11 protein-coding genes are annotated in these 14,945 nt (G+C 63.0%); 6 read left to right on the forward strand and 5 right to left on the reverse strand.

Translation table 11 applies throughout. From position 1 onward, the window contains the following. Window positions 1-66: 66 nt before the first annotated feature. The 3 genes from A4R35_RS23220 to A4R35_RS23230 are packed head-to-tail and all read left to right on the forward strand — an operon-like array spanning window position 67 to window position 3,963. Entirely contained in the window at window positions 67-1,089 is a 1,023-nt protein-coding gene (locus tag A4R35_RS23220) for an AAA family ATPase (RefSeq protein WP_112433738.1), read from the forward strand. Beyond that, window positions 1,086-2,489, forward strand: coding sequence for a DUF58 domain-containing protein (locus A4R35_RS23225; protein ID WP_112433740.1), 1,404 nt, complete (start codon window positions 1,086-1,088; stop codon window positions 2,487-2,489). The genes A4R35_RS23220 and A4R35_RS23225 overlap by 4 nt, the downstream gene beginning before the upstream one ends. Next, window positions 2,410-3,963, forward strand: a complete 1,554-nt coding sequence (locus tag A4R35_RS23230) for a DUF4129 domain-containing protein (RefSeq protein ID WP_112433742.1) — start codon at window positions 2,410-2,412, stop codon at window positions 3,961-3,963. Before A4R35_RS23225 ends, A4R35_RS23230 begins: the two co-directional genes overlap by 80 nt. 154 nt (window positions 3,964-4,117) lie before the next feature. On the opposite strand, the gene A4R35_RS23235 is transcribed toward A4R35_RS23230, so the two are convergent. The 5 genes from A4R35_RS23235 to A4R35_RS24460 form a co-directional block, all read right to left on the reverse strand. Continuing rightward, the gene (locus A4R35_RS23235; RefSeq protein WP_112433744.1) at window positions 4,118-6,832 is read right to left on the reverse strand and encodes a glycoside hydrolase family 78 protein; all 2,715 of its coding nucleotides are present in this window, start codon (window positions 6,830-6,832) and stop codon (window positions 4,118-4,120) included. 77 nt (window positions 6,833-6,909) lie between these two features. Further along, window positions 6,910-7,854, reverse strand: a complete 945-nt coding sequence (locus A4R35_RS23240) for a carbohydrate ABC transporter permease (RefSeq protein WP_223258462.1) — start codon at window positions 7,852-7,854, stop codon at window positions 6,910-6,912. 119 nt (window positions 7,855-7,973) lie between these two features. Beyond that, window positions 7,974-8,858, reverse strand: a complete 885-nt coding sequence (locus A4R35_RS23245; RefSeq protein WP_112433746.1) for a carbohydrate ABC transporter permease — start codon at window positions 8,856-8,858, stop codon at window positions 7,974-7,976. Window positions 8,859-9,099: 241 nt separating this feature from the next. After that, entirely contained in the window at window positions 9,100-10,437 is a 1,338-nt protein-coding gene (locus A4R35_RS23250) for an ABC transporter substrate-binding protein (protein ID WP_189362242.1), read from the reverse strand. A 461-nt stretch (window positions 10,438-10,898) separates the two neighbouring features. Then, the gene (locus A4R35_RS24460) at window positions 10,899-11,060 is read right to left on the reverse strand and encodes a hypothetical protein (RefSeq protein ID WP_189362244.1); all 162 of its coding nucleotides are present in this window, start codon (window positions 11,058-11,060) and stop codon (window positions 10,899-10,901) included. Between the two features lie 76 nt (window positions 11,061-11,136). On the opposite strand from A4R35_RS24460, the gene A4R35_RS23255 reads away from it, so the two are divergent. From A4R35_RS23255 to A4R35_RS23265, 3 genes are all read left to right on the forward strand, one after another. Then, window positions 11,137-12,363: an ROK family protein gene (locus tag A4R35_RS23255; RefSeq protein WP_189362246.1), complete on the forward strand. Its 1,227-nt coding sequence runs from the start codon at window positions 11,137-11,139 to the stop codon at window positions 12,361-12,363. 337 nt (window positions 12,364-12,700) lie between these two features. Next, window positions 12,701-14,017: an MFS transporter gene (locus A4R35_RS23260; protein ID WP_112433749.1), complete on the forward strand. Its 1,317-nt coding sequence runs from the start codon at window positions 12,701-12,703 to the stop codon at window positions 14,015-14,017. A gap of 64 nt (window positions 14,018-14,081) precedes the next feature. Then, complete coding sequence (locus A4R35_RS23265; RefSeq protein ID WP_112434405.1) at window positions 14,082-14,891, forward strand: putative hydro-lyase; 810 nt, start codon at window positions 14,082-14,084, stop codon at window positions 14,889-14,891. The last annotated feature ends 54 nt before the right edge of the window (window positions 14,892-14,945 follow it).

Raw genomic sequence — 14,945 nt, forward strand, 5'->3', positions numbered from 1 at the left:
GCTGTAGAAGTTTTTTTTATGGTGCCGGGTGCTGAGGTATCCAGTAAACAAGGGAAGTATTGCTCTATGGAATGCAGAGAAGAAAGAGCCTCACGAGTTAACTTCGGCCTGCAGGAGCTGGCCGTCAGACTGCGGAGCAACATCGCGCGCGTCATCGTTGACAAAGAAGCCGTTATTGATCTGCTGCTTGTGGCCCTGCTCAGCGACGGGCATGTGCTGCTAGAGGATGTCCCCGGCGTTGGGAAGACCTTGCTGGCGAAAGCTCTGGCACGTTCACTAAACCTGAGTTTTCAGCGCATTCAGGGGACACCCGATCTCTTGCCTGGCGATCTGACAGGCATTTCCTACTTCGATCAGCGCAGCAGTAGGTTCGTCTTTCGTCCCGGCCCCCTCTTCAGTCATGTTGTCCTGGTCGACGAGATCAACCGGGCGACCCCACGTGCGCAGGCGGCCCTGCTCGAGGCGATGGCTGAGCGGCAGATCACGATCGAGCGCGAGACACGGCCTCTTCCCCGACCCTATCTGGTGCTGGCAACGCAGAATCCAGTTGAGCTGGAAGGGACTTTTCCCCTCCCAGAGGCTCAGCTCGATCGTTTTCTGATGCGCCTGCCGCTGGGCTATCCCAGTGAAGAGGCCGAGCTGGCTCTGCTTCAGCGTTTCAGAGAGGCCGAGCCGCTGGAAGAGCTGGAGCCCGTAGCCGACGCGGAGGCTATTCTCCGGGCCCAGCGTGAGATTCGTCGTCTCTACTGGCAGCCTGAAGTCGAGCGCTATCTGCTGACCCTGGTACGGGCCACACGCAATCATCCAGCGATCAGTCTGGGCGTCAGTCCGCGTGGAACCCTGGCTCTCCAGCGAGCCAGCGCTGCCTACGCCGCCATTCATGGACGCGACTACGTGCTACCGGATGATATCAAGCGTCTGGCCCCTGTCGTGCTGGCTCATCGCCTGATGCTGACAACGCGTGGGCGTCTGCGGCATCAGGACGCGGAGCAAGTGTTACAGGAAATTCTGGAAAACACAGCGGTTCCGGTCGAGACTCCTGACCTGACAGCTCTCTCTCGGCGGAGCGCAAGGAGCGAGCGCCCATGAGCGATACGGCACTGTTACAACAGATGGCGCGCGAGACCCTGCTCAAGCGTCGTCCCTGGCTGGTTCTGGCTGTGGCCCTCTTCTTGCTGAGCGCCGTCAGCCGGCAGTCGCTGGTCTTCCTGACGGCCCTCTTTGCGCTGATTTGCGCTCTGGTGCCAGAGCTGTGGTATCGGCGCGCCTTGCAGCACTTGCGGCTAGACCTGGAGCTGGATCGCCGCACGCTCCCTCTTGGGGAGGAGCTTGGGCTCACCCTGAGCGTTGAGAACCGCAAGCTCTTGCCCTTGCCGTGGTTGGAAGTCGAGATCGAGATTCCCGCGCAACTGCCGCTCTTAAGCGGGCGCAGCCTGCCTAGCTATAAAGCTCAGCGGGCCTTGCTTGTCAACACGCTGGCCATCTGGTGGTTTCAGCGTGTCAGGCGTCGCTACCGGTTGTCCTGTCCCCAGCGGGGTGTCTACAGTCTGGGGCCAGTCATGGTGCGCACCGGCGATCCCTTCGGCTGGCTCATTCGCCAGGAACAACTGAAGCAGCAGGTGCGGCTATTAGTCTATCCCCTGGTGGCTCCGCTCGAAGACTTTGGACTGACGCCCCTGGCTCCTCTTGGGATGCAGACCTCGCTGCTGCGCTTGCTGGAGGACCCTCTGCGCTTCGCCGGGGTGCGCCCCTACCAGCCAGGCGATGACCCCCGCTACCTGCATTGGAAAGCCAGCGCCCGTGGGGCTGGTCTCTATCGCAAGGTCTTTGATCCTGCCAGCACGGCGCGCCTGCTGTTGGTGCTTAACATCAATACCTTTCGTGAGCCGTGGATGGGCATTGACGTTGATCTGCAGGAGTGGCTTATCAGCTTGACGGCCTCGCTGGCCGTCTGGGCCTTGAAAGCCGGCTACCAGGTTGGTCTGCTGGTCAACAGCCTGTTGGCACCCTGGGGCGACGATGAGAACGAGCTGGAGGAGGGGCGTCAACTGGTACGCAGCGCCGAAGCCACCTATCATGCACGCGTCACGGTGCCCTGCGCGCGGGGTAGCGAGCAGGAAAGGCGCCTGCTCACCGCTCTGGCACGTCTCCTGCCCTACATGGGAGCGGCCATCGATCCCCTGTTAGAGCAAGAAGCACTGCCTCTGTCAACAGGGGGCACGCTGGTCCTCGTCTGTGCCGCCGCCGTCCTGCAAGAGAGCACCATCGAGCGGCTGCTAGAGCTGCGGCGCTCGGGGAGAGCGGTGCAGCTGGTGCTCTGTGGTGAAGGAGATGAGCGGGCTGAGGCGGCGCTGGCGCAGGCCGCTGGACTGATTCCTGTGCAACATATTCGAGGAAAGGAGCAATGGCATGAGCTGCTCCAGATGGCTGATATGGAGAAGAGGAGGCGAACGACATCACAGTCCGGGCAGCCCGTCCAGCTGGCTTGAGCGCCTGGCTCTGCCACTGAGCGTCACCTTGATGGAGGCCCAGCCGACCAGTGCGCTACTCCTTGTGGCTGCAAAGCTCTTGGAAGGCAGGCCGTTATTGCCCTTGCTTCTCTTCCCACAAAGCGACTGGCTGGCCTTTCTTGGGGGGCTGATTCTGCTCTGGTGGGCGCGCTCTGTCGAAGTCTGGACTGAACAACGGCCAGCGCGCCAGCGCTGGCGCGCTCCGGCCAGACTGCTGCCCTTGGCACTGGCTCTGGGAGGTGTTTGGGGACCACTGCTGCCACAGCTACTGGTGGGCCGATTCCTGGTCGATTTTTCCCTGGCTGCCTTGCTCCTCGTCTGGCTCTGGCGCCGGGCTTTGGCGCGGGCCCGTCTCGGCTTTGAGCATGAAGCGCTGACGCGCTCCTTCCGCCTGGGTTTCCTGGCGCTGCTGGCTAGCCTGATGCTGGCCCTATTGGCCCCCTGGCGCGACCTGCTGGCCGTCCTCAGTCTGACGCTGCCACTCTTCTTCTTCTCTGGCCTGCTGACGCTCTCGCTGGCACGTCTGAGCACGATTCGCCGCCAGCGTCTGCGTCGCGCCGGGGATACGGGCGCCGTTGCTGATCCGACACGCCCCTGGCTGCTGGCTTTGGCCCTCCTCTCTCTCCTGATCCTGCTGCTGGTAGCCCTTCTGGAGACAATCTTTTCGTTCGTTACGTTTCAGGCCGCGATCACGCTGCTCACTCCTGTTGTCGCCAGGGCCTGGGATTGGGTAAGCGAGGTCCTCCTCTGGCTCATCGTCCTCATCCTGACGCCTTTCTTCGATCTCTTTGCTCTTGTCGTGGCCGCAGTGCGTCGTGAAGGACCGGCCTCCGCTCCCGTCCTGATTTCGCCAGCGACTCTGCGCCGCCAGTTGCTGACACAGCAAGGACAGAGCCATCTCTCTGTGCCGCCGCTCCTTCTCATGGGTGGGCGTCTGCTCTTGCTTCTCCTGATCATCGGCGGTCTCCTCTGGCTTGTAATCCGCGTTGTCCATCTTGGACGCTGGCAATCCCTTGTACCCGAGGTCGAGGAGGAACGCGAGATGCTCAATCCGCTGGCACTCCTCGGCGAACGTCTGAGACAGAGGCGGGGTCAGCGTCGAAGGCGAGTCTTGATAGAGCCGCTGCCACCAACCTCGCTGCGCTGGCTCTACCGGGCCTGGCTGCAGGATCTGGCTGCCCGTGATCGGACATGGGTACGTCATCCAGCAGAAACGCCACAAGAATATCTGGCGCGCCTTCGCACTTCGCTTCCGGCAACGACCTCAACTCAGCAATTGGTAGAGTTCGGGGACCAGCTCACGCAAGCGTACCTGCCCGAGCGCTACGGCGGTCAACCCGCTGAAGCGGGACGACTGGCAGCTCTCCGGCAATCCTGGAAGAAACTGCACACTTCCCTCTCGACCCGAGGCGGTCGATTTGATGATCGACAGAAAAGCGAAGGTCCATCTTAACGGATCGTAGTCGACCTGGGAGCTGGCAGCGCCAGCGCATGGACGGCAGTAGGGGGGAGAACCGGCAGAGGGCCGGGCCCAGGTGAGCAGGCGGCGCGAAGAAAGGCCGCCCATCTCTACCTGTGCTCGGCCCTGGGTGGCTCACGGCTCCAGTCTAGGAGCTGACGGAGTCCGCCTCAGCTCCAGCAGGATAGGGTAGGCGCCAGCGATGGGTACCGCTGCCCACCTCGGCAGCGGGCTGCTGGCGGCCCGGCAGGATGATGCTGGCTGTCGTGTTGGGCGGGACCACGACCGTCAGCTCAAAGAGACCATCGACAAGCTGCCAGCGGACTTCCGCCTGACCGTAGGGGGTACGCAGGCGAGCCTCAGCTCTGGTCAGGCCGCCGCCCGGCAGCGGGCGCACCAACAGCCGGCGATAGCCCGGTGCCGCGGGCGCCAGACCTGCAACCGTACGATGCAACCAGTCGGCCACCGAGCCGAGAGCATAGTGGTTAAAGGAAGTCATCTCGCCAGGATTGACCGAACCATCGGGCAGCAGGCTGTCCCAGCGCTCCCAAACGGTTGTTGCTCCCATTGTGACCGGATAAAGCCAGGAAGGACACTCACGCTGCAGCAGCAGGCGGAAAGCAGCCTCAGCGGCTCCAACACTGCAGAGCGCATCACAGAGCAAGGGTGTGCCGACAAACCCTGTGCACAGGTGATAGTCCTCAGCCTGCACCAGCTCCACCAGGCGCCGGCCCGCAGCCTGACGCAGCTCCTCATTCTCCAGCAGGTTGAATTGCAAGGCCAGGGCGTAGACAGTAGGGGCATCGCTGAAGATGCGCCCATCGGGGCTAACGTAGGCTTGTCGGAAAGCTGCCCGCACCTGGGCGGCCAGCTCTCGATAGCGCGCCTCCTCCGCGCGCAGGCCCAGCACACCCGCCGTCAGCGAGACGATCTCGGCTGAGCGAGCAAAGTAGGCCGTTGCCAGAACCTCTGGCGCCGCGCGCGCCGCCGCTGGCTTCTCTGGCGGGGCCGCCGGATCAAGCCAGTCGCCGAATTGAAAGCTCCCACGCCACAGATGTTCCGCGCCGGCCAACCGATCGATCAGATCGACCCAGGCCCGCATACTGGGAAATTGCCGCCTCAGCAGCTCGCTATCGCCATAGCGTTGGTAGAGCGTCCACGGCACCAGCACAGCGGCATCACCCCAGGCTGCCACCGGCAGCAGTCGCCCCTCTGGCAGAGCTGGGATGCGCCGCAAAATATCGGGCACCACGAATGGGACAATGCCCTCCGGCGTCTGCTCGCTGGCCAGATCGCGCAGCCAGGAAGAGAGAAAACCGGCGCAATCGTAGAGGAAACAGGCCGTCGGCGCAAAGATCTGAATGTCGCCTGTCCAGCCGAGGCGCTCATCGCGCTGGGGGCAGTCGGTCGGAATAGACAGGAAGTTGCCGCGCATGCTCCAGACGACATTGTCATGGAAGCGGTTGAGCAGCGGCTCCGAGCAGCTGAACCAGCCCGTGCGCTCCAGATCAGAGTGACAGATCACCGCCTGGATGTCATCAGCCTGCAGCGAGCCGGGCCAGCCCTTGACCTCGGCATAGCGGAAGCCGTGGAAGGTAAAGCGCGGCTCCCAGATCTCAAGGCCGCCGCCGCGCAGAATGTAGCGATCGGTCGCCCGAGCGGTGCGCAACGGGCGGGTGCACAGCTCGCCCTCCTGGAGAATCTCGGCGTGACGCAGCGTAATCTGTTGCCCTGCCTCGCCGCGCACACGCAGGCGCAGCCGCCCAACCACATTCTGCCCGAAATCGAGGATCGTGCGCCCGCTCGGGGAGGTTAAGATGGCCTGCGGCGCCAGGAGGGCGATGCGTCGCACTGGTGGCCCCTCGGGGGCGGCCAGCCGTGTCAGGTCCCACTCCAGCAGACGCACATCTTGCCAGGCGCGATCGTCGTAGCCCGGTTCAGACCAGCCGTCCTGTTCCAGGCGCGCATCATACTCCTCGCCATCGTAGAGGTCGCTGGCGCGGATAGGGCCAGTGCTGGCGCGCCAGCTCAGATCGGTGACGACGCGCTCACAGCGTCCATCGGCGTAGTATAGCTCTAGCTGGGCCAGCAGCCCCAGACGCTCGCCATAGAGATTACGCCCTCCGCCGTGAAAGCCGAGGCGCCCACGAAACCAGCCGTCGCCCACGATCGCCCCGATAGCGTTGCGCCCCTCGTGCAAGAGCGCCGTCACATCAAAGGTCTGGTAAAGCAGGCGCTGATCGTAGCTCGTCCAGCCGGGGGCCAGCACCTGATCGCCGACAACCTGCCCATTCAAGTGAGCCTCATAAACGCCAAGGGCTGTGATGTAGAGGCGGGCCGCCGCCAGCCCTGGCGCCACCTCGAACTCGCGGCGCAGGAATGGCGCCGGTTGCGGGCGCGTCGTATCCTCATCCCAGTCGGGTGTAATAAAGCGCGCCTCCCAGTCGGAAGGCTGCAGCAGCCCAGCCTCCAACGTGACCGGCGCGCTCCAGGGCGAGCGGCTACCATCCTGCCCCTCGACACGCACCCGCACCTGTAAACGCTGCCGCGAGTGCAGGGGAGCAAAGGGCCAGGGCACCAGCACCGACTCAGCCGAGCGCAGCAGGCCGCTGCTCGCCCAGAGCTGGCCAGCGGCGTCATACGCCTCGATCTCATAGCCAGCCTGACGCCAGGCGGGACGCTCCGTCTCGACCATCCAGCTCAGGCGGGGGCGCTCGGCACCCAGGCCCAGGACCTCCGACTCTGTATGATATTCAATCCGGACTCGACGGATGTACAGCGCCGCCTCTCTCTCTGCTCTAATCTCGGCGCCAGCGGCCTGCGCCGGATCGTGTTCGTACTGATCTCCTTCGCGATCGGTCATGGTTGCTCCTTACAGACACAGAGATTGCAGCAGCGGAAGGGCAGCGACCGCGAGCTGCTCACTCGCTTACTTGCGGCTTAACCCTTGAGAGCGCCAGCGGTCAGCCCCTTGATCACACGCTGATTCAGCAGCAGGTAGAGCAGCAACGTCGGGAAGACCGCCAGACTCACCGCGGCGAACGTCGGCCCCCAGGCCACCTGTCCATACTGGCCGGTGAAGTTCAGCAGACCCGTCTGAATGGTGCGCAGCTGATCGTTGCTGATAAAGGTCAGCGAGAAAAGCAGGTCATTCCAGAGAAAGAAGAACTGTACCAGGGCCACCGTCACCAAACCATTGCTCACCAGCGGCACCGCCACGCGCAAAAACAATTGCACAAGACCCGCTCCATCGAGAATAGCCGCTTCCAGCAGCTCGCGCGGGATAGCCTTGAAGTAGCCGGCCATCAGAAAGACCGTCAGTGGCAGCCCGAAGCCCGTATACGTAATGATCAAGGCCCAGCGTGTATCGATCAAGTCCAGATGAAAATAGATCGTAAACAGGGGCAGCAGCAGAATCTGCAGCGGGACCATAATACCCGCCAGGAAGAGCAACAGCACGAGATTGCGCCCACGCCAGCGCATAACCTCCAGCGCGAAGCCGGCGGGCACACTCAGGGCCAGGATCAGCGCCAACGCCGGAAAGACAGTCAGCACGCTGTTGAGAAAGTAGAGGCCGATATTGCCGGTGGTCCAGGCCTCGACATAGTTCTGCCAGTGCAGGCCCGCGGGCAAGGCCCACAGCGGCCTGAGCGAGAACTCCGCGTCCTCCTTAAACGAAGAGAGCAGCAGCCAAATCAGTGGATAGATCTCGATCGTCAGGAGCAGCAACAGGAGGAGGCGCACAGGAAGGCGCCGTAGCCAGGACAGACGGCGTCGGCGCGGCTGACGCTGGGAGCGACTCCGCGGCGACCAGCGAGCTACGCGGGTGAAAACAGGGGCCGGAGCAGGCCGGGACGATCTGGCAGCCACATCAGAGCGCATCATTGAAAACGGCCTCCCTCTTTAGTCTGTTTCTTCCCTGTCTATCTCTTGCCTTGCAACAACATTGAAACTGGCGCAGGTCCTTAAACCAGAAGATAGGCTGGCTAGCTGATAAGCGCGGCTCAGGCCACATCGCGGCGCGCTGAGCCAAAGATCACGATGGTCACCATCAGGCTGAGCACAGCCAGCGCCATTGCCAGAGTACTGCCGTAGCCGTACTGGCCATAAGAAAAAGCGGTGTTGAACATATAGAGCGTCAGCGGCGTAGTAGCCTGGCCGGGGCCGCCCCCTGTCAGGGCCAGGATGCTGTCGAAGACCTTCAGAGTTCCATTGATGCTGAAGATCAGGGCTGAGAGCAGGATCGGCAGCAGCAGCGGTAGAATCACGTGCCAGACGAGACGCAGGCCGGAGGCGCCATCGACGCGCGCGGCCTCGATCAGCTCGGCGGGGATCTCCACCAGGCCGGCATAGAGCAGCACCGCGTAGAACCCCATCGCGCGCCAGATATCCATGAGAGCCAGCACCCAGAAGGCCGTTGATCCCTGACCGAGCCAGGCTTGAATCCAGCCGTCAAGATGCAGCAACGCCAGCCCGGCATTCACCAGGCCATATTGCGGGGCAATGGCGAAGATCTTAGCGAAGAGCTGGGCCACGGCCACCGTCGGTAAGACCACGGGAAAGAAAACCAGCGTACGCACCAGGGCCGAGGCCCGGCGCAGATAGAACACATAGAGCAAAGCCAGCAGCAGGCCAAGCATGATCTGACCAGCCGTTACTGTCACGGCGTACTTCAGCGTAAAGACCAGGGCCTGCCAGAAAGCCGCATCGCTCAGAAGCTGACGGTAGTTCTGCAGCCCGACGAAATGGAAACCGCCGATAACATTGCCCTCGAAGAAGGTATAGACCAGCGACCAGACGATTGGCAACAACACCACGCCACTATAGACCAGTAGAGCCGGTCCCATCAGGAGCACAATCGCCCGCCGGTTGTGCAAGATCTGTTCCATACGGAGAGCACTCCCTTTCTCTCTCTTGCTTGCTTCTCCCTGTTAGGGCCTAGTCCAGGAGCCGAGGATGGCTGTCTCTGGCGCGCAACGGTGGGAGGGAAGGCGCCGGGGCCTTGCCGCTGGCGGGCGAACAACCAGGCTGGAGAAGGGGCGTCCCCAGCCCGGATTGAATAAGGCAAGGTCCGGCGCCTCACAACGCGGCGCTCACACCAGGATCGCGCGCCTGCCGTGCAGAGGAAGATTAGCCCTGGTCAAGCGCCTGCTGAATAGCGGCCATGAAGTCCTGCGGCGACATCGCTCCGGTCACCAGGGGAGCCGCATTCTGCTGCGACAGAGTGGTGGCCTTGGTTGAGAAGAGGGCCTCGAACCAGAGCACCGGCTGCTTCACCTGGCTGATCAGATTGAGCACCAGCCGCGTCAAGGCCGGAACAGAGGCCGGCTGCTGATGAACGACGAAACCGGTGACGGCCCCTTCTTTCGCGAGCGCGACGTCGCCATAGTGGCGAGCGACGTAGGCCAACCAGTCGCCGGCGGCGCTGTTATACTTGGCCTGGTTGACAGAGGTCGTCTGGCCGGCGTTCATCGGGGCCTGGTCGCTGGTGCCGCTGCCGCCGGCCACCGTGGGGAAGGGGAAATAGCCGATGGTCTCGGCCCCAATCTTATTGCGGGCCGGATTGTTGAAGTCGCGCAAGGCCCAGCTACCCATGTAGAAGATGGCGGCCTTCCCCTGGAGGAAGAGATCTTCAGCGGGATCATAATCCAGCTCGGCGACGCCCTTCCCGAAATAGCCTTGCTTCCCCAGGCTGGCCACAGCCTGGGCTGCCTCAACGTAGCCAGCGTCGGTCAGCCTGGCCTGCCCGTTTTTGACGCGCAGCAGGGCCTCGGGGCCATACTTGCGGAAGAGGTAGTTGCCGATCAGGCGCGTCAAGGGCCAGCCCTGGATGCCCGAGGCGGCGAAGGGCTGAACGCCGTGCTGCTGCAATTGACCAGCCAGGCTCACCAGCTCGTCCCAGGTCTGCGGCGGCTGCAACCCATAGCGCGTGAAGATGCTCTTGTTGTACCAGAAGCCTTCGATATTTAGCTCAAAGGGGAGAGCCAGCAGCTGATTGTTGAAGAGCTGTTTGACAATGGTAACAGCGGCGGGCACAAGCTGGTCCAGAACCCCCAGTTGTCGAAAGGCTGCCTCCAGATCGAGCACCTGGCCATTCTTCTGCAGTTGAAGCAAGGTATCGACGGGAGGACTGTTGTAGAGCAGAGGCAGGGCACCTTGCCCGGCCAGGAGCTGCACTTTCTGGTAGATATTCGTCTGAGCGACGTAGTCGACGGTGAAGCTAACGCCGGGGTGGGTCTTGGCGTAGTCGGTAGTGATGGTCTGCAGCACCAGGGGCCAACCGGTGCCAGCTTGCTGGACCGAGAGGAAGTGAACGGCGAGTGAGCCGGAGCCACTGCTCCCGCCTCCAGACTCGCCGCCACAGCCACTCAGCAGAGCGGCCAATCCAAGTGTAGCGCCTCCAGCCAGGCGCACAAACTGGCGCCGATTCAGCAGGACCTTGGGGTCGCGATCGTCGGTGGTCTGCATAGGCGTCGATCCTCCTCTGGATTGCTGGCCCTCGTACTTGGGCCAGCGCATCTGCATTGCATCGCATCGCATTGCATCGCATCGCCTCACCTCGCGTCGGCAGGCAGACAAACGCTGGCTGGTTTTGGCTCGCCGTGGCTGGCTGCGGCCCCTCTCGCAGCAGCCTGGGCGGGCCTCCACTCGCACCGTACCCGTCGCCTTGGCTCAAGTGGGCCACGTTGCCCGCGCTCCTTCGCGCTCGGTGAGTTCGATCTGCCATGATGAGCGCGCTTCCTGGGTGTCCGGCCCGGCTGCCGTCACTGGCAGGGCGGGCCTGCGCCACGCTCCTCTTCCTGGTGCTTCTCTGCTCGCTTACCAAACTTGCCCGCCCGCCGGCTGACAGGTTGGTTTCCTGATCGCCCGCCTCCCAGGGGTGGCCTCCGGCGCTGACAAGTTAAGTAAGTAACTTAAGTAAAATAGGATTAGTAGATAGTATAGTCGGGTGCGGGGAGCTTGTCAATGGGCGAGGAGAGCAGCGCAACGACTGGGCTGGCGAAGGGCGATAATTTGCCCGCTGAGATGGAGGGAGCGCGCAGAGGCAGGAGCAACTCGAGCTTGACGCCGCAGGCTTTTTGCGCTACCATTTTCCTTACTAACTTAAGAAAGGCGGTGGCGGAACTGGCCGCGCAGGGACAACCTCGGAAGGCGGCGGATCGTTTTTTGATCCGTGGCATTAACCAGAGCATTGTCTTAAATCTCATTCGTTCCCATGCCCCGATCTCGCGTCCGCGGCTGGCGGCTCTCTCGGGTTTGAGCCAGGTGACGGTTATCAAGATCGTCAACAGCCTGCTAGAGCGTCAGCTCATTCTGGAGCGCGAAGGGATGGAATCGACCGGTGGGCGCAGGGCCGGGCTGCTGGAGCTGCATCCAGAGGGCGGTTTTGCCATTGGTCTGATTCCGCAGCCCGATTCGCTGACGGCGGCCATTGTCAATCTGACGGGTGATCTGGTGATGGCGCGTCAATGGCCGTTGACGCTGGCTGGTCAGCAGCAGCGGGTCATAGAGCTGATAGCGGCCTGCGTTGAGGAGCTGCTAAGCGGTGGCGAGCTGCCGCGGGCGCGCGTGATTGGGCTGGGTCTTGGTCTCAGTGGCCTGATCGATGCCGAACGGGGCTGGTGTCTGCAGTCGCACATTCTCGGCTGGAAGGAGCTGCCGATCAGGGAGCCATTAGAGGAGCGGCTGGGCCTGCCGGTCTTTGTCGATAACGACGTCAACTGTTTGGCCATCTACGAGAAGCTCTTTGGGCTGGCGCGGGCCTACAACCATGCGCTGGTTGTGGCCATTGGGCGCGGTGTGGGCCTGGGTCTGATCCTCAACGGTGACCTCTACCGTGGGGCCTTTGGAGGGGCGGGTGAGTTCGGTCATACAGCGGTCGCCCTCGATGGGCGGCGCTGCAACTGTGGGAATCGCGGCTGTCTGGAGACTTATGTCTCGGAGAGCGGTATTGTGCAGAATTATCTGGAAGCTGTTCAGGCGGCGAGCGCGGTCCCGCTGCAGCTTGATCCGCTGTGGCAGCCATCCACGCCGACCTTGGGCGAGGTCATTGCGCGTGCCAGAGCAGGTGAAGAGGCGGCGCGGGCGGCCATTGGGCGTGCTGGTCTTCTCCTGGGGGTAGCTCTGGCCAATCTAGTCAATCTGCTCAATCCCGAGTGCATTATTCTCTCCAGCCCCGATACCTCCCTTGGCGTCAGCGACCTGCTCCTTGATTCGCTGCGTACCACCTATGAGCAGCATGTCTTTGCGCAGATGGGTCGCGACCTGCGCTTTCTGACGGTCAAGAAGCCAGGCTACGAGAGCTGGGCCCGCGGAGCGGGCAGCCTGGTGCTGCGCCACTTTTTCGCACCGCCAGCTCAGCTGCGTGCCGAGCCGGGGCTGCCGGAAAGCTAAAGGGCTGAAGGATTGCAGGACGGGGGTGGTGCCAGCCCGTCTGTGCACGGCTTGCTCTCGCTTGTCCCCTCAGAAGGGGAGCAATTGACCCCTGTTTGTCCTCCCGCTGGGCTGGCGCCCTGGCCTCTCTTCGGGTACTGTCTTCTCTATCAAATCAGCGCTGAGCTGAAGGGCATGGAAGCGAGCGGCGGCCCCGGATTGCCTGCGCCCTCCGGCTGCCAGCCAGGTCAGCAACCTGGGTGTGGCCTTTGCCCGCCTGGTCTGGCTTCGCTTCTTGTCGCTTCATTGCGCTCGTGTGCCTTATGTCTTTCGCTGACTTGCGGGAGGACCCACTGCCATGAACCTTGAGCAAGGCCACAGCAGTCTCGCTACCCCCCAGCGTAGCCGTCTCCTCTCTCTGGACTGGTATCGCACCCTGCGCGGTTCCTCCAGACACGCCTTCTGGGCCGCTTTCCTCGGCTACGCCCTCGATGCCTTCGACTACCAGATCTTTTCCTTCGTGCTGACGGCGACGGCGGCGGCCTTTGGCTTGACGACCGGTCAGTCGGGCCTGATTGCCACAGTGACGCTGGTCGTCTCGGCCTTCGGTGGCATCCTGGCTGGTGTCTTTGCTGACCTGATCGGGCGTGTCCGCACCTTGATGCTGACGATTGCTGTCTATTCGCTCTTTACCTTCCTCTCGGGCCTGGCGCCCAACTATGGTTTCTTGCTGCTGTTTCGCTCGCTGCAGGGCCTGGGCTTCGGCGGTGAGTGGGCTGCCGGGGCCATTCTGATTGCCGAGGTCGCCGATCCGTCCCAGCGTGGGCGCGTGCTCGGCATGGTGCAAAGCTCGTGGGCTGTAGGTTGGGGCCTGGCCCTCATCGCCTATACCCTGGTCTTCTCCTTCTTCCCGGCCTCGATCGCCTGGCGTATCTCCTTCTGCCTGGGCATTCTGCCGGGCCTCATGACCCTTTATGTGCGCTCGCGTGTGCCAGAGCCGGAGGTCTTTGTGCAGACGCGCGCCGCCGAGCAGCAGACTGCCGGGGGCCAGGTGCGTAGTACGCGCAGCTCGCTGTTGCAAATCTTTCAGCCGGACCTGCTTGGGCGCACGCTGCCGGCAACCTTGCTGGCTATTGGGGCCCAGGGCGGCTATTATGCGATCTTTACCTGGCTACCAACCTTCCTGAAGACGGTGCGCCATCTCTCGGTGGTGGGCAGCGCTCCCTACCTGGCGGTGGTCATTATCGGCTCCTTCGTGGGCTATGTGACCAGCGGCTATATCAACGACTGGCTAGGCCGCCGTCCGACCTTTGCCATCTACGCTATTTGTAGTGCTGCCCTGATTTTCCTCTATACCCAGATCCCGACCGGGGCGAATGGCCTGCTGCTGGTCCTGGGGGCGCCGCTGGGCTTCTTTGCCTCGGGCATCTTCAGCGGCTTTGGCTCTTTCCTGGCGGAGATCTTCCCGTCGCGGGCCCGCGGGGCTGGCCAGGGCTTCTGCTACAATTTCGGGCGTGGCGTAGGGGCCTTCTTCCCGACGATCATTGGCTTCCTCTCGGGAGCTATTGGCCTGGGGGGCGCCATCGGCTTTGGCGCCTGTGCTTATGCCCTCTGCCTGATCGCTCTCCTGTTGCTGCCGGAGACGCGCGGCAAGCGTCTGGTGGCGGTCGATTAGGAATGGGGAGCCTCGCTAACTCGTTGTCTTGACCTGAAAGGAGGTTCTGACGACTGCCATGCAGATGGAAGAACTCGCTCGCCTGAGCGCGGCGGAGGCGCGCCAGCTGATCCGCGCGGGCCGCTGGCGCCGTCCAACAACCGGGCTGGCCCTGGGCTATGTGCAGGCCAATCTGGTAATTCTGCCCGCCGACTGGGCTGAGGAGTTTGCTGAATTCTGTCGGCGCAATCCCCAGGCTCTTCCTCTGCTGGAAATGACGGCCCCCGGCGACCCTGAGCCGCGCCGCCTGGCGCCCGGGGCCGATCTGCGCACTGACCTGCCGCGCTACCGTGTCTATCGTGAAGGCCGGCTGGTCGAAGAGCGGGAGGACCTCCTCCCGCTCTGGCGTCCCGATCTGGTGGCCTTCCTGCTTGGCTGCTCCTTCTCGGCGGAACGCGCCTTGCTGGAGGCCGGGGTCCGTCTGCGTCATCTGGAGGAAGGGCGCAACGTGGCCATGTATCGCACGAGCCGGCCTTGTCAGGCCACGGCCCGCTTGCATGGGCCGCTGGTGGTGAGCATGCGCCCAATCAAAGGCGATCAGGTGGCGCGAGCCAGCGAGGTGACAGCGCGCTATCCGCTGGCGCATGGGGCGCCAGTGCACTGCGGCGAGCCGACGGCTCTGGGCATTGTCGATCTGTCCCGGCCCGACTGGGGCGATCCGATCGTGGTGGCCCCCGACGAGGTGCCGGTCTTTTGGGCCTGTGGCGTCACACCGCAGGCGGTGATCATGGAGAGTCAGCCGCCGCTTGCTATCACTCATGCCCCAGGGTATATGTTTATTACCGATTGGCGCGACCAGGAGATCGACCAGCGCACAAGCGCGGGCGCGCTCTGAGTGTCTGCGATGAGGCCGGGCAGCTGTCATCAGCGCTGCACTGGCCAGGCCAGC

This window comes from Thermogemmatispora tikiterensis (genome assembly GCF_003268475.1).
Lineage (GTDB): Bacteria > Chloroflexota > Ktedonobacteria > Ktedonobacterales > Ktedonobacteraceae > Thermogemmatispora > Thermogemmatispora tikiterensis.

What these genes read in the sequence shown, in the direction of transcription:
- A4R35_RS23220 (WP_112433738.1), top strand. Translation starts at nt 67, where the DNA reads ATGGAATGCAGAGAAGAAAGAGCCTCACGAGTTAACTTCGGCCTGCAG.
- A4R35_RS23225 (WP_112433740.1), top strand. Translation starts at nt 1,086, where the DNA reads ATGAGCGATACGGCACTGTTACAACAGATGGCGCGCGAGACCCTGCTC.
- A4R35_RS23230 (WP_112433742.1), top strand. Translation starts at nt 2,410, where the DNA reads ATGAGCTGCTCCAGATGGCTGATATGGAGAAGAGGAGGCGAACGACAT.
- A4R35_RS23235 (WP_112433744.1), bottom strand. Translation starts at nt 6,832, where the DNA reads ATGACCGATCGCGAAGGAGATCAGTACGAACACGATCCGGCGCAGGCC.
- A4R35_RS23240 (WP_223258462.1), bottom strand. Translation starts at nt 7,854, where the DNA reads ATGATGCGCTCTGATGTGGCTGCCAGATCGTCCCGGCCTGCTCCGGCC.
- A4R35_RS23245 (WP_112433746.1), bottom strand. Translation starts at nt 8,858, where the DNA reads ATGGAACAGATCTTGCACAACCGGCGGGCGATTGTGCTCCTGATGGGA.
- A4R35_RS23250 (WP_189362242.1), bottom strand. Translation starts at nt 10,437, where the DNA reads ATGCAGACCACCGACGATCGCGACCCCAAGGTCCTGCTGAATCGGCGC.
- A4R35_RS24460 (WP_189362244.1), bottom strand. Translation starts at nt 11,060, where the DNA reads ATGGTAGCGCAAAAAGCCTGCGGCGTCAAGCTCGAGTTGCTCCTGCCT.
- A4R35_RS23260 (WP_112433749.1), top strand. Translation starts at nt 12,701, where the DNA reads ATGAACCTTGAGCAAGGCCACAGCAGTCTCGCTACCCCCCAGCGTAGC.
- A4R35_RS23265 (WP_112434405.1), top strand. Translation starts at nt 14,082, where the DNA reads ATGGAAGAACTCGCTCGCCTGAGCGCGGCGGAGGCGCGCCAGCTGATC.